This window comes from Vreelandella maris (genome assembly GCF_013371085.1).
GTDB lineage: Bacteria > Pseudomonadota > Gammaproteobacteria > Pseudomonadales > Halomonadaceae > Vreelandella > Vreelandella maris.
Genome location: NZ_JABWCV010000004.1, coordinates 129,782 through 151,669, shown reverse-complemented (window position 1 = coordinate 151,669; position 21,888 = coordinate 129,782). Strand labels below are relative to the sequence as shown.

The following is a 21,888-nucleotide window of genomic DNA, read 5'->3' as shown; positions in this document are numbered from 1 at the left end:
CTCTAGCAACCATTATCGGGCAGAAAGCGCATCGTTATCGGCGGCAACAACATTGTCATCAACGCTGTCATGTAACTCGTCCAGGTCCTTAATAAGTAAGTCCAGCTCATCCAACTGGTCGCGCACTTTATTTAAATTATCGATAGCCACGAGCTGTGCAGCTGTCGCCGTACCTACCAAAGCAGTGTTGCCGCTAATCGCACCAACGGATGCCCCCACTGCGGCCGCAGTAGCACCTGCAGTATTAATGGCTGATGCTGTCGCGGTAGGTGCGGTGGCAGCGGCGGCGGCCACCGAGGCTGATGCCGAAGCAATAGAAGCGCCTGTTTGAAAGTTATCGGCAAATGCCATCTCTTCGACCAACGCTAGCTGAGCGCGATAATCACGAATGGTCTGTCGGAACATCGCCAACATGGACTGAACGTTAGGGTGCGCGTGCCCTGCCGTAGCCAGTTGTGCCGAACACCCTAATTGCTCCCACAGCTGGTTAAAGCGCACCACGCTAACACTATCGTCATAATCACGGCTGCTACGGCGAAGCGGGTGCTCAACGCTAAGTCCGTCAGTGTTCACTCCGTCAAACAGTGATCCATTACCGTTACGATCCGCCTGCCCAGGGTTCACCAGCACATAGGCCACCACTTCACTTGCAGCTAGATATTCCAGCGATAAAGATTGGTCATTGACAGTACTCGCCTGCGCCACACCAAGCGCGCGACAGAGGTCCGTTGGTGTTATGCTTTCCATAGCAGTCAGTTCCGCAACCGGGGGCAATCCTGAAACCAGCGTGGGCTGCCAACGGTCGCTCGCTTTCGTCAGCTCAGCATCATTCATTGGCGTATTATCGCGGCGAGCATAAACAACATAGCGGTAGTCGTAGCCGTATGCGTTGCGCAGAGGGGCGCCGATCCCTACGGTCAAATAAGGGAAGCCGCCAGCTACCGCCGGACAATCTTCCACACCGTCCTGATTAGCATCGGCACAGGGCAGTCGGCCGGTGGTAAGAGCAAAGCCAGCGATAGCATTCTGTGTATCGCTGACGTCATTAATGGCTGATTCCACACTGGCTAGACGTGTCATTGAGGGCACCAACGACACCATGACAGCAGTTATGAGCCCCAAAACTATCAGCATCAAGGAAAGCTCAATCAGAGTCATACCCTGCTGCCTGCGCCCTACATTCATTGGAACCACCCCTTCGCATCTCGGTCTAGTGCCAGTTGAGCTGTCTGGTCTCGGTACGCCTTGGCATCATCGCGAGCCACCTCTGCCGCTTCTCGTTGTTCCACGGCTGTGGCCAATTCCTCTGTTTTCTCATCAACCTCTTCTGCCGTGCTACTTAGCTCTTCTACTATCATAAATGTCGCCGCTGCCGCATTAATGGCTGCAACCGCCACCCCACTTGCCCCGGTGGCACTGGCCAACCCTGTGGCAATGTCGTTAAGGCCCATTGCGATGCTTCCCGCTGAGTTGAATTCCGCAATCAAACGCTTAAGTTCGGCGATTTCCAGATTGGTTTCGCGGACTTCTTCACCAAATATGCGAAACGTCAAGTAGAACTCATAAGCACGCCAAGTATCGTAGGCCGCGTTGGCCTCACGAGTCGCCGCGCTTACACGTGCAAGGATGGCTGGGCAGTCGAGCCGGGTGGCAAGTTCGGCAAAACTCATAGCAATTACACGGTCGTCGTATTCATCGCTTTGGCCGCGCCCCGCCGACTCATACTCCAGCCCGGTCGCGTTTAGGCCATCAAGTGGTCGCCCGTCCCGGTCGGCATCAAGCGGGCCAGGATCAACAAGCAGAAAAGCTGGATTGATGCCACGCTCACCCGTATGCGACTGCACATGGGGTTCGGTAGCCTGTAAACCACCGGATACACCAAGCCTGAGCCCTTGGCAAAAATCTAACGCGTTTTTCTGCTGTGAATTAGCGCCGTTCAACAATAAGGGTTCATAGCTGACCTGCAGCGCTACCAAGTTGGCGTTAGTGTGCTGATAAGCCGCATAGTGAAACGGAAAGCCACTTTCATTGATCAATGGCTGGCCAAGGCCAACGGTACGATAGGGAAAATGCCCGCTGCGGACACCACAATCCTCGAAGCCATTACCGTCGGAATCCGGGCAAGGCAAACGATCATGCTGTACGACAAAGCCCACGGTCGCATTCACGGCCAACTTGACACGGTCAAGAGCAGGGGCAGCGCTTTGAGCACTACCCAACACGTTTAAAGCCATAGGAGCCATGGCGAACAAGAACCCCAACACAGCAAAGGAAAGAGTCATTTCCAATAGGCTGAACCCAGTCTGGCGCTGCGTACTCATCGTACGGTTCCTTTGCTATCCAGTTGCTGCACCAAGTTATCCATACCGCTGAACATCGTTATCTTCTCGGCCCTTTCTCCCACAGCGGCACATACGTCAGCGTCATAGTACTCACCGCCTTCTTCACATACAGGGTTGGAATTTTGAGCATCTTGCCACGCCGCACAGGAGTCCTCATCGTAAGCGTCGCTTGAAGCATCACAGAAATCTTGATCAGCGCTCCCTGCACTGCTGCCGGGCGCACCAGCAGTACAGCTATTGGTCTTAGTGTCATAATCACTATTGAAATTAAAGGCACAGTTGAGCGCACCGTAGGCGTCATTAGCACCTTCGGCCTCAGTACGCGCCGCGTCGGCCTTTGCACGTAGAGCCTCTACTGCATACCAGGCTTCTCGCTCCGCCGTGTAGGCCTCGACATGCGCATCAAAGGCTGTCACCAAGGGGCAAACTTGCTCATCGATGCAAGTGGAAGTGGCTTCGAAACCCTGGCGAACCTCGGCAATACGATTGCTGGCAAACACTCTTGCAGCCTCTGCGTCGGCATCGAGGTCAATGGGATTACCATTTTCATCGGTAAATGGGTTGCCATCCTCATCCACTAAATCTACATTGCCCATTTGCTCTGCCGATGCCGCCGTGCTGAGCCAAGCATCAATAGCGGGCTCAACCCCGATAATGACATCGGCCTCGTCTGGTGGATCTTCCGGGTCTAGATCTTCTGGACGCGGGAACCCGTAAAGGTCATCAAATGCGTTGTCTTGGCTATCACCTGACAACTTAAGAATCTCGTCTTCTAGCTTATTATTGCTGGCAACAGCAGCTGCCTTTGGCCCTGATTCGTACTGTGCTAATTCATTTTGATAGGTACTTTCAGCCTCCATGGCGGCCACATCAGCCTGACGATACGCATCTTCTGCGTCATTGACGTTGTCTTGAGTAATACCCAGCCCACCTTCCACCGTGTCGGGCACGCCCGCCTTGTCTGCGACTGTGTCATACAACGCCGTAGAGGCGATCTGTAATCCCAAGGCAGTGCCAGAAAGACCAACCGCAATACCTGACAAGGTAACACCACTGCCAGCGGCAGAGACGGCCGCTGTATAAACAGGCACCAGCGCACAGCCAGCAAAGGGCGGTACCGCGCAGGTGGCCGTGGCCGTTGCTAACAAACCGGTCGAAATCGTCTGAACCTCAATAGCACCACTCAACCCAGCCGCCGCCTGCCCCATGGACCACGCGGTCAACGCACTACCCACGGCATTCATTAATACCCCCTGGTCTGCACTCTCCTGGTTAGACTCAGCAAAAGCGATGTTCTCCTCTTCCAGCGCAATGGCGTTGGCCGACAGGTTTAACGAGCGCTGGCTTATTTCACAGTGCAGCAGTTCGTAAAGCTCGGCGAGGCCGCGCCCTTGGGTAATATCGTCGTAGTCTGCGGAAACCGGCGTTTGTGGGGCATTGAAGCCGGTGTTGCTCGTTCTGTTCAGCCCATCGTAGCGATCGTCATTAATATCGCCATCAGCATTAGAGGCTCCCGGGCTGGCCAGCATGTAGGCCATAGCTACCGCTGTGCCGTTGGTGTCACTGATGTGCAGATAGTTATCGTTCTGCGCCAACTCTGAGGCGTCTTCCAACGCTGAACAGAAATCGAGCGTATTCTCATTGCCCAAGTCATACGCCGTTGCATCGGCATTGGTGGGTTTGAAACGCTCGGCAGTTACTGCCAAATCGGCGTCTGCGACCTCATTACGGTAGACCCCGTAAATCATCGCACGGCTCCCCTGCTCCCCCACCGTATAACCCACTGCAGCCAGCCCTAGGGTGCGGTAGGGTAAGTTCCCTTTTTGCCCCCCCCCACTACAATCTTCAATCCCATTCCCAGTATTATCCGGGCAGGGCAACCGCCCATTCCAAGCGGCGAACTGGCGTAACTGTTCATCGGCTGCTGCCAGCGCTGTCTCTGTATTTTGCTGTGTTACCTGAACACTGACATCAAGGGTTTTGTAAAGCAGTGCCGACACCAGCCCTGTGAGCAGCGCCAGTACGGCAAGTAACTCCAGCAGCGAAAAGCCGCGGCAATGACGTGTTTGAGCCATTGAAAATTGGGGCATCACGAATCCTATTCAGCGAAGCTGTGTGCTTTGCGCAATGAGGTCGTATACCGGCAGCAAAAACACCACCACGACGAAGATGAACAGCGCGCCAGCCAAAAGCAGTACGGCGGGTTTGATGACCTCGGCAAGGGTGGCGACTAGATGGTTAAGCCGCCGCCGGTACTCGTCGGCTAACGTACGCAACTGGCCATCCAGGTTGCCGCTCTGCTCTCCCACATTGATCAAACGAATCATCAGCGGTGAAAACACACCGCTGCGCTCCAGACCACTTGCCAGCGTATTACCGCGCATTACTCCTTGTCGGGCCTGGCGAATCGCATCGCGATACACCTCATTCCGGGTTGCCGCCTCCAAAATAGCTAGTCCATCCAATAGATTGATGCCCGCCGCTACTAGCAGCGCCAAGTATTCGCTGATAAATGCCATGGCGGACGTGCGCACCAGCGTGCGACTGATCGGGAGGTGGTAGGCCAGCCAGTAAAACCCTGCCCTAACCCGCTGGCTCCGGCTCAATAGCATCGGTAACACCACAACAGCTGCTAACACCCAGTAGCCATAAGACGCCAGCAGCTCGCGCATCCAGTGCACAGCGCTCAGTACACTCTGGGTTAACGGGGGCAGATGGGCTCCCATCTGGCGAAACATATTGGCCAGATCAGGCAGTACGTAGTACACCCAGAACAGTGCCGCTATCACGATGGTGAGTACGACGAAAAATGGATAGATCAAAGCGCGTGAGACATCCCGGCGCAGGGCGGTAATACGTCCTAGATGTTCGGATGCATCCATTAGCACGCGGTCGAGGTTGCCCGAGCGCTCACCAATATCGACAAGGTGCCGAACGGTGGCTGGTACCAAGTGTGGGTAAAATGAGAGCCTTGAAGAGAGCGTATTACCGGCCCTAACGCCACTCAGCAAGTCTGCTGTCAGCGCCTTGAGCGCTGGATGTTTAGCATCATCACGCAAATCTTTAAGCGCCATATCGACCGGCAGGCCACTGCGCAACATCAGCCCCAGGCTATGCAGAAACTCTGCCAGCAACGCGATAGGGATACTGCGGCGCATAAAAAGAGCCAAGCCGTCCAGCAGCGGCAGCATTAACGCCGGTAGCACATAGAGCTGCAGCACCACGGCTTGTTCACGGCGCTCTACTAACGGGTGAGCATTGCTGTAATCGGTCACCGGTAGTTTCGACAACCCAGCACGCACGCGGCCTTGGTTCGACACCACCCGATAGAACACGTAGCGAAAGGCAGCTTCGCTCATAAACCACCCTCACCCAGGCAGCTCAGCAGATAGGAGGTTTCCGCATCCAGCTGGCCGCTCGCTAGCAGGCCGCTCTGCTTCTGAAACTGAGCTAGTGCATTCGCCGTGCGCGGCCCCATCACACCATCCACCGCCTCAGGCGCTAACAGCAAGCGCTCGACCAGCGCCAGCTGCAAGGCAAATAACGGCTCTCCCTCTTCACCAAAAGGTTGGGGCGCCACGGGTAGTACTGATTGAAACAGTGCTAGCCGCCCATCACTCAGCGGGTAAAGCGGCTGGTCATTACACCCCTGCTCCCATTCGCTCGGCAGCAGCACCGGTACCCAGGGTTGCTCCTCACTCCGTGCTGGCAGCCACTCAACCACATCCGCCCAATGCTGCGGAGGAGCCTCCACCGGGGGCAGAGGCGTATAGGTGGCTGTAAAGGCCTGCCATGCAAAGTCGACGACCTGAACAGCTTCTTGCTGCTCTGTAGTTGAGGCAGCCTCTTGATGAACGTTTTGAGTTGCTGCTTGAGAAGCCTCTTGAGACACCACTGCTTGCACCACCGCCTCTTGAGGTGTTGCTTGTTGCTGAGGCTGAGGCTGAGGAGCAGCTTTTTGAGGCTCCGCTTGCAGGTCTATGCCCGCCTGCTGCGGCGGTACTTCCACTATTGGCGTTGAGGGAGTCGAGAGCAGGTCAAGCGGGTAACCGGCCATCACCGCCAGCCCCACAGCCCCCGCAACGCCACCCATCACCAGCACGCTTCCCATCACCAGCGAGCGGTAAGCGCGACGCTTAGGGGCAGGCACTAAGCTCAGTTCCTTCGCGGCGGTGTCCACTAACCCAGCGCTAATGCGCGTGGTGCCCGTGGCAACCAAACCGTAGAGGCAGCGGTCAAGCAGGATATGTACCCGGCGAATATAGCCCATGCTATAGCGATGCAACCGCCGCAAAGCACTGCGATCAACGGTCAACACCTCTGGGCAGCCTGCCCACTGCAACCGATGATGCAGATAGACATCCAACTCATTCAACGTCAGCGGGGTCAGCTCAAGGCGCAGTGCAATACGGCTTGCCAGCTGCCGCATGTCATGCCGATCCAGCGTCAAGCGAATTTCCGGCTGGGCCACCATCACAATTTGTAGCAGCTTGGCCTGGCTGGCCTCCAGGTTGCTCAACTGACGTACCAGCTCAAGGCTGGGCACATCCAACCCCTGAGCATCATCCAGAATCAATACACAGTTACGACCCTTTTCATGCTGCTGCAGCAACCAAGTATTCAGTGCCTGCAGCTGTGCCTCTAGGCTATCGCCAGCGGCCGTCACACCAAAATCACGGTTGATGGCCCTTAACAGGTCGGCACCTTGAAGAAACGTATTGAACACCAGCGCGGTACACGCCCCCTGCTCGGCCAAACGCGTTAGTAGCGACCGAGAGAGCGTCGTTTTACCAACGCCAACATCACCGGTTACAAGCATGAACCCCTTGCGTTGCTCAATGAAGTGCAACAACTCAGTGAACTGTTCTGCCAGCCGAGAAGAAAAGAAGATGCCGTGCTCATCCGGCGTTACCGGAAACGGGTTACGCGTAAACCCTAAGTGCTGCAGGTAAGCCGACAATGGAAATCCGCTACTCATCAATGCGCTCCCATTTGCCGCTGTAGTGCGCGTAAGGCGTCGTCCGCTGGGTACTGCGCCAGCAGCGCACGCACCCGCTTAGCCGCCTCGGCATGTTGCCCAGCCTGCCAGTCTAAAACCGCCAGGTTATAGCCCGCTTCGCGATCTCTTGGCAGACGAGCAAGAATCGTGGAGTACGCTTGGCGTGCCTGTGCCGGGCAATCTGCCCTCATACAGTAATAGCCCTGCATACGGGCAACGATCAGATGCGATTCACCTAGCGCAGACCGAGCGCGCTCAATAACCTCTTCCGCCTGGGGCAGTTGGCCAGCCGACAGCGCCGCATTGAAGGCCGCAAACAGTTCTGCCGGATTTACCTCAGCCGGAGGCGCAGTCTCTACTACCACTGAAAGCTCAGCCTCGGGTTTAGGCTCAAGCCTAGGCTCGGGCTCAGACTCAAGAGCGGGCACTGACGTGTCTATCTCGCCAACTGCCGCCACCTCTGGCTGGCTAACGGCTGCTACTTCTATTACTGAAGCAGTTGCGGCAAGCCGTGCCAGGGCATCCCCCGGTAGCCGTGAACCACTCGACGGTGCAGGCGCTTGAGCCTGTGCTTGCGGCGGCGTTGGCGTTGGCGTTGGCAAAGCAATATCCACCACCACAACCTCCTGTGGAGCTGACGACACAGTAGGTGCGGAAGGCTCCACAGGCAGCGCGGCTGAAACATTTCGCGGCGCGATACGCTCTGCCGCATAAAAATGTTCCCATAGGAACAGCCCCGCAACGGCGACACACACTAACCCCGCCACCAAACCCCACCGCCATCGACGTTGGCCAGGGGTGACCACACTACCCAACTGAGTGGGAGCTTGCGTAGGATGAGTGCCATGCTGGCGCAATGCGTCGAAAACTAAGCTCATGGGAATCCGGCTTACAAAATCTGAACGCGCAGCACGAGAACCAGCTCGCGTGCCGTGGTCGATTCAGACTGCCCACCCAGCACGCTGCCAAACAGAGGGACATCCGTAATACCGGGCACCCCATCCCTTGAACGGTTACCACTTTCACCGATAAGACCACCGATAATGACCATGTCACCGTCGTTCAGAGACAACGATGTGGTCATACCCTTGAAGTCCACCCGGGGGAGCGAGATTTTCAGCGGATTCTGCGTGCTGCCTACCTCCACCAGCTCCATAGAGGAGGCCTGCACAGAGGTTTGCATCGGGTTAATGGTGAGATGGATAGCACCATCCTCGGACACAAACGGAATCACCCCCAGCATCACGCCGTCGAATACATTAGACGTCACCACATTGGACGTGGTCGCCAGTAAGCCGCCGCCACCGTTTTGCGTATTAGAGCTGGACTGGGCGATATAACGCATGTTGCTACCAACACTCACCACGGCGGGCTGGGTATTGCGAACCCGAATCGACGGGTTAGATAGGATATGCACCGTGCCAAAGGTTTTCATCAGGTCGAGCCCGATATTGTGGTTACTGCCCGACTGAGCAAGGCCCAGCGATGGCGTACCCGACGTACCTAGCGCAGTAGACGGAATCAACACGCTGCGGCCCGCATTCTCCGCCCCTGGCACCAATGAGTCGATCGCACCCAGCGCCATCGGGTTAGACGAGTAGGACAAAGCCACCTGGTTACGTAGGAAGCTCCAATCAACGCCATAGCTGAACTGGTCGTTAAGCTCGACATCAAGAATCTGCGCCTCGATCAGCACCTGTCGGTTTAACACCGACTTATAGTGCTCAACCAAACGCCCGACCGCCGCCAACTGAGATGGGCGCCCACGAACAAACAGCGTACCGGTGGAGCGGTTCAGCATATAGGTCGGCACCCCTTGCTGCTCCATACCGCCCTCTCCATTACCCTGCCCGCCGATCAGCGATGCCAACATCCGGTCAATCTGCTCGTAAGGGTTCACATCATTGGTATTGCGTCCCGAGATTGAAAAGCTGCTGCGCAGCCCGCTGCTACCTGAGCCGCCACCCGAAGCCGACCCGCCATCGCCACCGGTATTACCGGCACCGAATACATCGCCCCCCGCGTTGAAGTCAGCCGTACTCATGGTGAGCAGGAAATCCATATCGAAAATCCGCTCTTCAAACTCCTCCACCACCAGCATGTTATCGCGGACATGCCCGGCCAGATCTAGCGCCTTGGTGATCTCCTCAAAGGCTTGGCTAGCAGGCACCGAACTAAGCGACAGCGACAGCGTGCGCGGCTGGCGCGACAGCGAAGCAGGCAGCACCAAGTTCAGTCCTGCCTGATCAGCAATCGCCTTGAGCAGGTTACGTACATCAACATCGTCTGCCTGTAATGTAACGTTCACAGCATCAAGCGGGTTATAACGGGGAACCACTGGCTCCAACACCACTTCCTGCTGTTGCTCCAAATTCTGCCTAAGCTCATCTTGCAGAAGGCGTAACTTCTCTGACTCTTGCACTAGCCGCTCTTGTAATAGCGCCTGCGAACGGTCATCCACCGTTTGAACCCTTTCGGCATCCATTTTGGAGGGGCCAACGGCACAGCCAGTTAATGACGCAGCCAGCAAGGCACCTATCCAGAGGCCTCGTCTAGGGTAAAGAGATAGTTGAGGGTCAAGGTTCATGTGGCTGCTCCTGATGCGCCTAATTCCGTACTCAATGTGTTGTTTTGCAAGTTATTGGCTTAAATAGCCAAGCAGTTCGGCAAAGCCCACCGCAATAACGGCATCGTCATACTGCTCCCCTTGTGCGGTCAGCGGGCCGGATACACAAAGCCCGCTGCCCGAAGGCCAACGGAGGCTGCTATTTTCGCCATCAAAGGGTTGCTCATTCCTATCAGCATCTCTTGTGCCTGCGTAGGCAACGAAAAATGCTAGGTTGGTGATAGGGTTTCCGCTGCAATCAGCCGTTCCTGCTTGCTGTTCATCACCGGTCACGTAGATGTGCTCATTATCAAAATCCTGCTGGCCCAGGCTGTGCAGGGCGTAACGTAGGTCATCCAGGCTGAGATACCCGGCACTGCCGGGCGGGTCACCAGTTCGTTCAGCTAATGCCGCTAGGTCGGTATCAGCAGTGTCATCGCGAAAGACACCATAGACAAAGCGCTCGCGAACCGCTTTGCTTAACCCTTGCGCCTCACTCATGCCAAGGGTAAGAAAAGGCACCCCACCAGCCATGTGGGTTATCTCCCCCTGCCCGCAGCCGCCTCCGCTGCCACCTTCAAAACCATCACCGTTGGTATCGGCACAGGGCAGCCGGTAGTGGCGCTCAGCATAACGATAGAGAGCTGCAGCGATCTGGTCGTGGTAACCCTGGGCAATGGCATCATCCTGGCTCAACGCATTAGGGCGATAGTGCATCGCCACCAGCGCCATCCCGCCCAGCAGCGCCAAGACCAGCGCCAGCTCCAAGAGAGTGAACCCCCGCTGGCGGAGGGGGTACGCGTCAACCGTCATGGCTGCTCCTGCCCGCCACTTGAACGCATCGAATGAAGGTCAATCACCTCTTGTTGTAATGCACTCATCTCACGACTTAGCTCTTGAAGCCGCTTCGGGTTGGCATTCTCACCTTTCAGCGCTTCATCCAGCATCGCCTGGCTGACCTCAGCAAGCCTCTGGCTACTTACTAGCTGCTGACGTATCCCACCGATATCGATCTGCTCCTCTACCCCGTTCTCCCGCATCTGCTGGTTGAAGCCTTGAATCACATCCATCAACCCATCGATATCGTCTGGTTCAAGGTCCCGAATCTGCGCCAACGCGTCATCACGCGCGGCCCGGACCGCCTCACTGCGTTGTCGGATGCCCTCGCGCAGTGCCTGACGCTGCTGCGCTGCCTCAGATAGCACCTGTTCCGGTGAACGGGGCTCAGCTGATGAACTCATTCCACCCTGCTCCCCTTCCACAGGTGCAGAGGCAGTTGCAGCGGCTTCGTTCAACGCCTCATAGCGCCGCCAAAGGGCATCAACATCCGTAGAGGCACCTCCACCTTCTACAGGCGAGGAAGAAGGCGGCATTACCACAGCGGGCACTTGTGCCGCTGGGCTTACCGGCGCAGGTTGCCGACCAACCCACCAAAGCACTGCAGTCAACAGTCCAAGCAGCGCGATGCTCCATATCAACAGGCGGCGTAACGTCATTATTCAGCTCCAATCGTTAAGCGTGCTGTTTCACCACCGCGTGCCAACGTCACCTGGTTGGGCCTGATATCACGAACCACCACGCCGGATGCCACCGCATCGCCACGGCGCACATAGCGCCCATTGATTACCGCGGAGCGGGAGGTATCCGAGTACACCACCATGCTGAGCTGATAACGGCTCCACCAGGGTGCCTGCCTGACAGGAGGCTCTGGTGGCGGGGGTGGCGGCGCAACCACCTCCGGCGTTATCTCCACCGGCTCTGGCATAGCAGGCTCTGGTGCAAGTGGCTCGGGCACAAAAGCGTTGCCCGTCAGCAAGGGGGTATCCTGCTGCCCTGCCTGCTGCAGCCTCACATCCTCAAGCTGCCTGCTTAGCAGCTCGTTCAACTCCAGGAACTCGCGCACTTTTTCGCCCAACCGTGCATCAAGGCTCTGAAGCTGCGAATCCTGGCTAGGGCGCCACGCCTGTGCGGCCCGCTCTTCGGCCATCGCAAACTGGTAGGCCATTGTGCAGGAGACCAAGGCAACGGCTAGCAGCCCAGCAGCGGTGTATTTCTTCTTCATGGTGCGCTCCAGGTTAACGCTAGACGGAACAGGCTATTACCGAGGCCGCTGGTAATTTCACGCCGCACCACTTCATAGCCAAGGCGCTTCAGCGCCATCACGAACTGCTCTTCTGCCGCGAAGGGCGCAGCCACACTGGCACTGCGGCCCGCAACGATGATCAGCACGCCGGTGTCATCCGATACAATGCCCGCCTCAACCAACTCAATACTGGCCGGAACCGCCTCGCGTAAATGCCGAATCAGGCTGGCTGGATCAGGCGTTTGGCGAACACGCTCAGCAAGGCGTACAAAGTCGGCGCGTTCACGTTGGGAAAGCACCAGCTCATCGGCACTGCGCAGCGCGCTCCCCATCTCGGTAATGGTGCTGCCAACGCTCTGGGTCTGCGCTTGGTACAGCTCAGCCTCAAGAGCGCCTGCCTCGTGCCGCCAGTACAAGGCCCCGAACGCGCTAGACAGGCATAGCGCGACCATGCCCACCGCCACCCAGGGCAATGCCTGTTGAAAGAGGTAGTGCAAACGGCTAATGCCATCGATATCGGCCCGTTTTAAGCGCAGGCCCTCAAACAGCTGGGTGGCTGGCAACACCGGCTCAGTGACCGGAATACCACGCACCGTTAGCGCATCAATTAGCGGCTGGCTTTCGTCCGTGCGGCGCTCAACCAGCAAGCAACCGCGTTGTCGGCCAGCATCAGCGTAACGGTCCAATAATGAGGTGATATACGCAGCGATACGGATATAGTCGTCCGCTCCGCGCATATAAAGACGCTGGCGGGAGGCCTGCATGGCCTGGCCGTCCTGCAGCATCAGCACATCCACACTATCGTCATGGACAAATGCCAAAAGGCCACTCTCAAGACCCTGCCGTTGCGCCAATGTAAGCAGTGCTTCAAGCAGCGGGAACAGCAGTACATGGTCACTCTGCTGTTTGGCCCAGCGCCGGTAACGCATAGCTACCGCCACCGGCACAGCGGTGTAGCACACCTGGGCTAGGTCTCTCTGCCGCTCGCGGGTATGGATAATCACCCGCGCCAAACTGTCGATATCCCCGGCATCGCGCAGTCGTTTTTCCAACAGCGGCGCCAGGTTTTGATGATGGGCAGGCAACGCCTCGACGCCGAACGGCGCTGCCTGGTAATCGGTAATGACCACTGTTGGGCCGGGCAGCGCATCAAACTGCTCCGGCGCTAGCAGCGTATCGGTGTGTGTTTGCCACACCTGCCCCGACATATCCAACAGGCACTGCAGATGGGTCATTGCACTCTCCGCGAGTAATAATCACCGGAGAGGGATAGCTGGATCGAGCCTGCCTGATCCTGAGCCGGTGAGTCGATATACAGCGAACCGCTGCTATCGCTTACCAGTTTTATTGAGAATGACTTGGGCAGCATGAAGCTATCGGAGCTGGACTCAAGGCTACTCATCAATGTGTCGGCTTCACGCCGCGAGAAACGCTTGTTGTCTACTTCAATCGACCGTACATCCCACAAAGACGTCCGCCAGCCAAGCCCATCGGCACGCTCTGCCAGCGTTCCCCACTGGTCGCGCACTGCTTGCCAGCGCACCAGCTGCGCCCGCGCGCCCGCTTCCTGGTCTACCTGACGCTGGTTATCTGCCAACTGCCGCTGTGCCACGTCTGCCGCCGCTTTATAGCTAAATGCCGTTTTCACTAAATAGGGCAATGCAAGGCTACCCACCAGAAGCACCCCAATACATACATAACCCCGAGCGGCCTTACCCCCCTCAGAAAGCAGTGACACCATCATTGATCCATGACCCAGTGTGCGGTAACCAACATGACGCGCTCTTCTCCACTGGACGCCCCTTCACCAAAGGCACTAGGGTTTGGGTCTGCGTTGGTGTAACTGTTATTGGCTTCCCACTCATAGCCTGGAATATGGCGGCTACGCTCTAACACATTGGTATTTGCGTTCTGCTGGCGGAAACGGCCTTCGTAGGCATCAGGCTTACCATCCACCATATGGTCCAGCTTGCGGGCCAGATCAGGGGTTAGCCCACGGATCACCATCACGTTGCCCGCGCCACTGATTGTCCCTTCCGGGTTCCACTGAAAGCAGATTTGCAGCTCTGCAGGATTACCATTGGTGTCTGTATAGGCGTAGCGGTCCTCCGACCCTTCAGCCCGCCCCGGCGGCATTCGAATACCGACGCGATCAAACAGCTGATGCAAATCCAGGTCAGACAACGGCCGGTCACCGCCGCCAACGGTATTGGCGGGATACCCAGCACCGTGGCACAACCGGCGGCCCGTGTTACGGTAGTTGGCTGGAATGCCCGCCACCCCACTGCCCATGTGGTCAAACTCCGCCTCGTAGCCGTTTACCATCAACGTCGGCGCCACTTGGTTATCGCCAAGCACAACGCCAGTACGCTGATAGTAAAGGTCGTAGTTCTGCTTCCACGGCATTAAAAACTTATTCTGGATACGGTTGTATTCCGCCTCACGGAGAACATCACGACCAATGCTCACCCCACCCAGCATAAGACCGATAACCGCCATCACCACAACGATTTCCATCAGGCTGAACCCGCGCTGGCGAGCCCCCACGGAACTTCCCCCTGCCGACCTCATCGCCACCCCCCGACTCACTGATTCATCTTATAGGTGGCGACTACCGTGATGACTTGGTCTTCATCCAAGTTCACACTGGTATCATCATCAGAGCCTTCATCTGCATCGTAGGCTTGGGAGTTGTTGGCAGCCCACTCAATACCAGGCGCTCCTTCAGTGCCGTCTTCTTCGATATCATATTTACGGAAGAGCCCCTCACGTGAATCAGCCTTGCCATCAATCATTTGATCCAGTGCCCGCGCTAAATCCGGAGTAAGCCCGGAAATCACCATCACGTTGCCAGAACTGGCAGCGGTGCCGGGTTTATTCCACTGGAAGCACACCTGAAGTTCTTGAGGGTTGCCATTGGTATCCAGATAGGCATAGCGGTCTTCAAACCCTTCAGCACGGCCTGGTGGCATACGCACGCCGTGACGATCCATCTCACGGTGCAGAATGAGATCTTCATCACGCGTCATGTTCGGCGCTTGACCACCTTCACAAATGGCTTTGGGCTCATCTGCGTCGGTCATGTCTTGCCCAGAAATGAGGCCGTCGGCAACAGCAGTATTGTAGGTCGCACCATTAACCATCAGTCGCGGCTGCGTTTGGCTATCGCCAATCACAACACCAGCGCGCAGATAATGGGAGTTATAGGCACTGGCCCATTGGTCAACAAACTTCTGTTTAATCTTGGTGTATTCAGCGTTTCGCTGAACATCCTTACCAATCGAGACAGCCCCGAGGATTAGTCCGATCACAACCAGGACGAGTGAGACTTCCACCAGGGTAAAACCCTGCTGGCGGTTCGGTGAGGCATGTGTGAATGCACGCATGTGTTATTCCATTCATGAGTGTTTTAGATATCGAGCTAAGCAGCCTGAATAATCGCGAAATCGGAACAATTCACACGATACTGGCATAGCGAAAGGGAGGCGTGTCAGTCTCTAAACCTCGCAAAACTCTCATTTATTATCATGCTTATGAGGGGCGCATTTCATGCTGATCTACCAGCGATATGACCGCTTGAGTAAATCACGGACAACCATTTTCTTAATACTTAAGGCGTAACAGCCGTCATTTGCGCTAGCGGCAAGGTCATTGGGACGAGCCTCCATCTTCAGACAAATGCGACACAAGCGTTCTTCGTATTGGTGGGTACCTAACCCCTTGTCCTGTGACTTAGCGGGCAGCCAATTGCCGAACGCATGATCACAGTACTGCTGATAGACAGCCATTTTGATCAGATACCGTTTAGTAATGGTACGGTGGTGGCGAGCAATTTCTATCTCGGAACGGCCCGCGCGCCGATGCCGACTCGCAGCCGATTGACAGTCCTGAACATGCTCCCGACAAAGTTGGCGGATTGCTTGATATATACGCTGCTGTTCTGGTCTCATCTCATATACTTATCTGTTATTGGGGTTATCAGAGATTACCGCGTAGCAAAACAGCATTTCCTCCTAGGCGTTTTGCCATGTACGCATAAGTATTTGTCTTAAGGCCAAATACTATCAACGCAAGTTTTATTTCATTCATGAGCGCACTAGAAATTTAAGCCGAACAGCCTGAGTAATCATTGGAAAAACTAATTACGCGATCCTGACATGGCAAAACCCTGCTTTGTCAGTCTCTAAAACCTCTCAAAACTCTCCTCAGCACCACGCCATAGTCATTCAAAGCTGGCATCAGTGTCATGCCTATTGCACAACGCAAAACGGGCAGCCAAGTGGCTGCCCGTTTTCTATTCTGCACGTTTAGCTGAACTAAAAAGCCAACCAAACAGACTTGGCTAGAGAGATTACTCTTCGCCAGCCATCTGCATTTGGCGCTGCAGGTAGTTCTGAATACCAACCTGTTCGATTAGCTTCAGCTCAGTTTCGATGTGGTCAATATGGCCCTCTTCGTCGGCGAGCAGATCGCGGAGCATGTCGCGGGTAACGTAATCTTTAACGCTCTCGCAGTAGGTGATGGCTTCGATGTAATCGTTGCGGCCATCGTGCTCAATTTTCAGATCGCTTTCGAGCATCTCTTTGACGTTTTCGCCGATGTGCAGCTTGCCAAGGTCTTGCAGGTTGGGGATGCCCTCTAGAAACAGAATGCGCTCGATGATCTTGTCAGCGTGCTGCATCTCTTCGATGGACTCATCGTATTCCCACTTGGCCAGTGCTTTTAGGCCCCAGTCTTTATACATTTTGGCATGCAAAAAATACTGATTGATCGCAACCAATTCGTTGCCTAGTGCCTTATTGAGATGCTCAAGAACTTTAGTATCGCCTTTCATAACGTCACCTTTTCTACTGTAATGCTGATGTTTAATCTGGTTTAGATAATGCGATCAAGCAGTTACGTTTTAAGAAGAGTATAGACGTACATAGCTATACTCCCAGCTTTCCTGAGAGTATAGATAAGGTATTTAAAAGTTCAAGCAAATCATATATTTGCTAAAGATAACCCTAACAATAGTGATTCGCGTCACACGGCGTAAGCAAGGCCCATATCGGCTTCTTGACGCGCTTCTTGTACGGCGTCGCGGGTAATAGATTTGGCATAGCACGCGCACTTACCACACTGCGTTGCGCAGCCGGTTGCCTCGCGTACTTCTCGCCAGCTGCGAGCTCCGTCGCTAACGTGCTGGCGAATCTGATGGTCGGTTACTCCCTTGCACACACAAACGTACATGGCGACACCTCATAAAAGTCATGAGATGAATGTAAATGATTCGCATACATCTTATCAAGTGGAAATGGATACTTTTTGATATCCATTCGTCTTAATAAGCAGGAACAGCAAGATAACGGGCTGGTGTAAAAGCACTTTTTGCCGATGCCAGTTGAAATTATTTTTTCGGCAGCACCACCGTTTGCGTGTTGGAAGCAATATCCGGCCAACTGCGCCGCTGTTTATCGAACAGTACCCACAAGTAGCCCAAACCAAAGGCCAGCAGTGAGAGCCACGCCACTGCGCAGCGAATGAGGCATTGCCTCAAATTCAGCGAATAGCCATCCAGTGTTTGCACCCGCAACCGCCACGCCTGCATGCCCAAGGTCATTCCCCCGCGCGACCAGGAAAAAACGAAAAACAGCGTGACAAAAAACAGCAGCAAGAGACGCAGGCTCCAGATATCACCAGCCGTGGTGCCAATCTCTTCTGGCTGCTGGCCAAGCACATAGCGGAAAAAAACCATGTGCGCGACGGTCACCGCGATCCAGATGGCGGTGACCAGAAAGCCGTCATAAAGCATGGCACCCAGGCGGCGTCCAAGACCCGCTGGCCATACGCTGTCCAACTGAGCAAAGCGTCGTATTCGCATAGTTCTCTCTTATTAGTTCTTGCTTGCCACTTGGCGGTGATGAAATTTTTTGGCTTAGCAAACTACGCCTAACCGTTGCGACGTAGAAAGTAGATCCCTACCCCGGCACACGCCAATGTTGGCACCAGCACGGCCCACACGGGGGAAAAACCAAAAATTGTCGAGGCGGGCGCCAGCAGATCCTGTACATACTTGAAGCTCAGCCCGGTGACCACGCCGTAAAACACGCGCGTACCTGCGGCCACGGTACGCAGCGGGCCAAACACAAAGGAGGCGGCAATCAGCACTAGTGAGCCCATGGTGAGTGGCATCAGCATCTTCTGCCAAAAATACAGCAGCGCTTGGTCATTCTGCAGGTTCTGTTCCTCAAGGAACTGGGCATAAGCCCATAGCTCGCTGGGTGCCTGGCTCTCGATATCGCGCAGCAATCGCTCCAACTGAGCGGGGGTAAACGCAGTGTCCCAACCCATGCTTGCCGATTGGTCCGACTCAGTGCGATCGTCGAAAATGCGCGTGGTAGCAACGTTTTCCAACCGCCACGCATCGCCTTCCCAGCGTGCACGCTGGGCGTAAGTGGCTTCGACTAGCTGGCGGTCATCAAAACGATAGCGGGTTAAATCAAGCACCACGTTATCCGCACGAATCGCCCCAAAACGGTAAACACTGTCGCCCTCGATCTGCCAGCCACTGCGACTGGTCAGCATGGCGCCTTCGCCCTGGAGTTTTTCCAGGCGCCACGCTTCGGCGTATTGCTCAGTTCGCGGGCTAACATACTCGGCGACCAGCAGCACCACGACGACCACCACCAGCACCGGCTTCATCACGCCCCACACAATGCGCGCCAGGGAGCGCCCAGCGGCACGCATAACGGTGAGCTCGTTGCTGGACGCCATGCTGCCCAAACCAATCAGCGCGCCGATTAACACCGCCACGGGGGCATACTGATAAAAACGCCAGGGTGTGCGCATTAGCAGGTAAACCAACGCATCCAGAGCGGTATAGCCAGCCTGTACATCACCTAAGTCATCGATATAGGCGATGGTGATATCCAAGCCCAGCAGCACGAACTGGACGACGACAATGGCCGCCAACACGTTGCGGGCGATATAACGATCGAGACGGTCAAGCACCATTAGCGCATCCCCTTACGTTGCGAGCGCCACAGCATTAGCAGGCCCAATCCCAAGAACAGCCCGTGTACCGGCCACACACCCAGCATACTGGACCAAGTACCGCTGCCAATCGCATCGACCACCGCCAGCAGCAGGCTGAGATACGCAACATATAAAAAGACCGCGGGCAGCAGTTTGCCAAAGCGCCCCTGGCGAGGATTGACGCGGGAAAGCGGCTGCGCCATTAAGGCCAGTACAAAGACCATTAAAGGCAGCCCCGCACGCCACTGCCATTGAGCCTGGGCGCGGGGGCTTGGATTATTCCATAGCGCGGGCGTGGTCGCGTACTCCAGAGAATCGAGCTCCTGCCGGTCACGATTCAGCCCCAGGCGCAGCGTATAGCGCTCAAAGGTGAGCCGCTCGGCGCTCTTATCGCCTGGCGTCACCCCGTAACGCTCGCCGTCATCCAGCACCAGAAAGCGGCTACCGGTTTCAAGCCGCGTTTCCTGAAAGCCCGATGCAGCGCGGGTCACGTAGTCATGGGTGCCTTCATCACCCAACTGGTTCTGCTCGTGCACCAGCACATCCTGCATTTCCGTGCCATCGCTGGAAAAGCCACCAATGTAAGCGGTACGACCACCCCCAAACTCCTGAAAGCGCCCCGGCGCCAGAACGGAAACATCCAGGCGGCTACGCTGCTCTTCCAGCGCGGTTTCAGTTTGCAGCGCGCCATAGGGTGTCAGCCACAGACTGCAAATACCGACCAGCACTGCTACCACGCTGGCGGGTAGCAGGGTCACTTTCAACAGCCGCGTAGGGCTCATCCCGCAAGCGACCATCACGGTGATCTCGCTGTTCATGTAGAGCTGCCCATAGGCCAGCAGGATGCCCAGAAAAAACGACAGCGGTAAAATCAGTTCCATAAAGCCGGGCAGGTGAAACATCATGAGGCTGCCTAACATGGTGACCGGAATATCGCCTTCCGCTGCGTCCGAAAAATAGCGGATAAAGCGGCTGCCCATGATCACCAGCAACAGGATGCCAGCGACCGCCGACATGGTGAGTAACACTTCGCGAGTTAGATATCGAAATAAAATCAACGCGCTCTCCGGCTAGTCGTGCAGGATGCCATGCAATAAGCGAATGGCTTGGGTACACTAAACAAATTATTCTCAGTCCCTTTTCACAATCAAAAGCAACGGGGCATTATCCCGATTCCCTCGTTGCTTGTCTTGTTGGAGCCGTCATGGAATTTTCCGTTCAGACTGCGAACCCGGCCAAAACCGAAACAGCATGCCTTTTGGTACCGGTTTTCAAAGGTAGCGATCTTCTGCCCACCGTTGCCAAACTGGACGACGCCAGCGAGCGCCTGATTGGCCAATTGCTGGAACGTGGTGACTTTGACGCTACGCTGGGCAACGTGCAGTTGGTGCCCTTTGCACCGGGCCTGGGTGCTGAGCGCATCTTGCTAGTGGGCTTGGGTGAGCGCGAAAAATGCCAGGAAGCCGCGTTCATCAAGGCGCTGGATGCGGCCATGGCAGCGTTGGTGAAACTGCCTATCGATGAAGCGAGCGTGGTATTCGGCGATGTGCCACTCGCCGACCGCGACCCGGCCTGGAAAGCGCGCAAGGTGATGGAAGCGGCTGAGCGGGCCATTTATCGCTTTGATCAGTTTAAATCATCGCCCGCCCCGGCCCTCAGCCTGGCCAAGCTGACGTTAATGATCAGCGATGCTGACACAGTTTCGCAGGTTAAGCAGGGCGCCTTAGTAGGCAACGCAATCGGCCAAGGCATCAACTACACGCGTACCTTAGGCAACCTGCCTGCTAATATCTGCACGCCTCGCTACTTAGCCGAGCAGGCAGAGCAGCTGGGCCGCGATTCAAAGGGCGCCCTTGAGGTCGACATTCTCGATGAAGAAGCGCTGGAAGCCCTGGGCGCAGGCTCGCTGCTTTCTGTAGGGCGCGGCAGTAAGGAACCGACACGCCTGATCGTTATGAAGTACCAAGGCGCCGACAACGTCGATGAAGCCCCCCATGTACTGATCGGCAAAGGCATTACCTTTGATACAGGCGGCATTTCACTCAAGCCCGGCGAAGGCATGGACGAAATGAAATTCGACATGTGCGGCGCTGCCAGCGTATTCGGCACCGTCAAAGCGATGTTGGATATCAAGCCGAAGCTCAATCTGGTGTTTATCGTCGCCGCCGCCGAAAACATGCCCGACGGCCGCGCCACCAAGCCCGGCGACATCATCAAAACGCTAAAAGGGCTGACCGTCGAAGTGCTCAATACCGACGCCGAAGGCCGCCTGGTGCTGTGCGACGCACTGACCTACGCCGAGCGCTTTACTCCCGCCAGCGTGGTCGATATCGCCACTCTTACCGGCGCGGTGATTGTCGGCCTGGGCCATCACGCCACCGGCCTGCTCTCCAACGACGACGATCTAGCGCTGGATCTGCTGGATGCAGGAGAAGGGGCATGGGATCGCGCCTGGCACCTGCCGCTGTGGGATGAATACCAAGAGCAGTTGGATTCCAACTTTGCCGATCTGGCCAACATTGGCGGCCGCCCCGCAGGTACGATTACCGCCGCGTGCTTTTTATCACGCTTCGCCGACCACTTCCCCTGGGCGCACCTGGATATCGCGGGCACTGCTTGGCATTCAGGCAAGCAAAAAGGCGCCACCGGCCGGCCTGTTGGGCTGTTAACCCAGTACCTGTTGGACCGTGAAACCGATGCCCAAGTAGAAAACAGCGACGGCTAATATCACCACTCGGCACCACGATCCCTCGTTCAACGGTTGCCTTTCAGCGCGGCAACCGTTAAACCTGAACACATGAGCGTGCGCACTGTCCTTGAGCACACGCTGTACTACACACAT

At 56.0% G+C, this 21,888-nt stretch carries 20 protein-coding genes; 1 reads left to right on the top strand and 19 read right to left on the bottom strand.

The features are described from left to right. Nucleotides 1-12 precede the first annotated feature (12 nt). From HUO07_RS04600 to lptF, 19 genes are all read right to left on the bottom strand, one after another. Nucleotides 13-1,080 carry a hypothetical protein gene (locus tag HUO07_RS04600; RefSeq protein ID WP_176302570.1) on the bottom strand — a complete coding sequence of 356 codons (1,068 nt, stop codon included), beginning with the start codon at nucleotides 1,078-1,080 and terminating at the stop codon, nucleotides 13-15. Nucleotides 1,081-1,181: 101 nt separating this feature from the next. Next, nucleotides 1,182-2,321 (bottom strand): type II secretion system protein, encoded by a 1,140-nt coding sequence (locus tag HUO07_RS04595; protein ID WP_176302569.1) that lies wholly within the window; start codon nucleotides 2,319-2,321, stop codon nucleotides 1,182-1,184. Further along, nucleotides 2,318-4,432 (bottom strand): prepilin-type N-terminal cleavage/methylation domain-containing protein, encoded by a 2,115-nt coding sequence (locus HUO07_RS04590; RefSeq protein WP_176302568.1) that lies wholly within the window; start codon nucleotides 4,430-4,432, stop codon nucleotides 2,318-2,320. The genes HUO07_RS04595 and HUO07_RS04590 overlap by 4 nt, the downstream gene beginning before the upstream one ends. 12 nt (nucleotides 4,433-4,444) lie before the next feature. Then, entirely contained in the window at nucleotides 4,445-5,701 is a 1,257-nt protein-coding gene (locus tag HUO07_RS04585) for a type II secretion system F family protein (protein WP_176302567.1), read from the bottom strand. Next, complete coding sequence (locus tag HUO07_RS04580; RefSeq protein WP_176302566.1) at nucleotides 5,698-7,320, bottom strand: ExeA family protein; 1,623 nt, start codon at nucleotides 7,318-7,320, stop codon at nucleotides 5,698-5,700. The genes HUO07_RS04585 and HUO07_RS04580 overlap by 4 nt, the downstream gene beginning before the upstream one ends. After that, nucleotides 7,320-8,219 (bottom strand): tetratricopeptide repeat protein, encoded by a 900-nt coding sequence (locus HUO07_RS04575; RefSeq protein WP_176302565.1) that lies wholly within the window; start codon nucleotides 8,217-8,219, stop codon nucleotides 7,320-7,322. The genes HUO07_RS04580 and HUO07_RS04575 overlap by 1 nt, the downstream gene beginning before the upstream one ends. An 11-nt stretch (nucleotides 8,220-8,230) precedes the next feature. Next, nucleotides 8,231-9,928, bottom strand: coding sequence for a hypothetical protein (locus HUO07_RS04570; protein WP_176302564.1), 1,698 nt, complete (start codon nucleotides 9,926-9,928; stop codon nucleotides 8,231-8,233). Nucleotides 9,929-9,979: 51 nt separating this feature from the next. Continuing rightward, nucleotides 9,980-10,759, bottom strand: coding sequence for a prepilin-type N-terminal cleavage/methylation domain-containing protein (locus tag HUO07_RS04565; protein ID WP_176302563.1), 780 nt, complete (start codon nucleotides 10,757-10,759; stop codon nucleotides 9,980-9,982). Next, a complete protein-coding gene (locus tag HUO07_RS04560) occupies nucleotides 10,756-11,442 on the bottom strand; it encodes a hypothetical protein (RefSeq protein WP_176302562.1) in 687 nt (228 codons plus the stop codon). Before HUO07_RS04560 ends, HUO07_RS04565 begins: the two co-directional genes overlap by 4 nt. Then, on the bottom strand, nucleotides 11,442-12,008 hold the full coding sequence (locus HUO07_RS04555) for a general secretion pathway protein GspB (protein ID WP_176302561.1): 567 nt from the start codon (nucleotides 12,006-12,008) through the stop codon (nucleotides 11,442-11,444). Before HUO07_RS04555 ends, HUO07_RS04560 begins: the two co-directional genes overlap by 1 nt. Further along, nucleotides 12,005-13,264 (bottom strand): hypothetical protein, encoded by a 1,260-nt coding sequence (locus HUO07_RS04550; protein WP_176302560.1) that lies wholly within the window; start codon nucleotides 13,262-13,264, stop codon nucleotides 12,005-12,007. The genes HUO07_RS04555 and HUO07_RS04550 overlap by 4 nt, the downstream gene beginning before the upstream one ends. Next, complete coding sequence (locus HUO07_RS04545; protein ID WP_176302559.1) at nucleotides 13,261-13,773, bottom strand: hypothetical protein; 513 nt, start codon at nucleotides 13,771-13,773, stop codon at nucleotides 13,261-13,263. Before HUO07_RS04545 ends, HUO07_RS04550 begins: the two co-directional genes overlap by 4 nt. Beyond that, nucleotides 13,770-14,600, bottom strand: coding sequence for a prepilin-type N-terminal cleavage/methylation domain-containing protein (locus HUO07_RS04540; RefSeq protein WP_176302664.1), 831 nt, complete (start codon nucleotides 14,598-14,600; stop codon nucleotides 13,770-13,772). Before HUO07_RS04540 ends, HUO07_RS04545 begins: the two co-directional genes overlap by 4 nt. A gap of 14 nt (nucleotides 14,601-14,614) precedes the next feature. After that, nucleotides 14,615-15,415: a prepilin-type N-terminal cleavage/methylation domain-containing protein gene (locus HUO07_RS04535; protein WP_176302558.1), complete on the bottom strand. Its 801-nt coding sequence runs from the start codon at nucleotides 15,413-15,415 to the stop codon at nucleotides 14,615-14,617. Nucleotides 15,416-16,380: 965 nt separating this feature from the next. Beyond that, the gene (gene bfr / locus HUO07_RS04530; RefSeq protein WP_008959829.1) at nucleotides 16,381-16,863 is read right to left on the bottom strand and encodes a bacterioferritin; all 483 of its coding nucleotides are present in this window, start codon (nucleotides 16,861-16,863) and stop codon (nucleotides 16,381-16,383) included. A 191-nt stretch (nucleotides 16,864-17,054) separates the two neighbouring features. After that, entirely contained in the window at nucleotides 17,055-17,261 is a 207-nt protein-coding gene (locus HUO07_RS04525; protein ID WP_008959830.1) for a (2Fe-2S)-binding protein, read from the bottom strand. 157 nt (nucleotides 17,262-17,418) lie between these two features. Beyond that, a complete protein-coding gene (locus HUO07_RS04520) occupies nucleotides 17,419-17,892 on the bottom strand; it encodes an RDD family protein (RefSeq protein ID WP_035564688.1) in 474 nt (157 codons plus the stop codon). A 68-nt stretch (nucleotides 17,893-17,960) separates the two neighbouring features. Further along, nucleotides 17,961-19,025, bottom strand: coding sequence for an LPS export ABC transporter permease LptG (lptG, locus tag HUO07_RS04515; RefSeq protein ID WP_176302557.1), 1,065 nt, complete (start codon nucleotides 19,023-19,025; stop codon nucleotides 17,961-17,963). Then, nucleotides 19,025-20,104, bottom strand: coding sequence for an LPS export ABC transporter permease LptF (lptF, locus tag HUO07_RS04510; protein WP_176302556.1), 1,080 nt, complete (start codon nucleotides 20,102-20,104; stop codon nucleotides 19,025-19,027). The genes lptG and lptF overlap by 1 nt, the downstream gene beginning before the upstream one ends. 146 nt (nucleotides 20,105-20,250) lie before the next feature. Between lptF and HUO07_RS04505 the strand changes: the two genes are divergently transcribed. After that, complete coding sequence (locus HUO07_RS04505; RefSeq protein ID WP_176302555.1) at nucleotides 20,251-21,771, top strand: leucyl aminopeptidase; 1,521 nt, start codon at nucleotides 20,251-20,253, stop codon at nucleotides 21,769-21,771. Nucleotides 21,772-21,888: the final 117 nt, after the last annotated feature.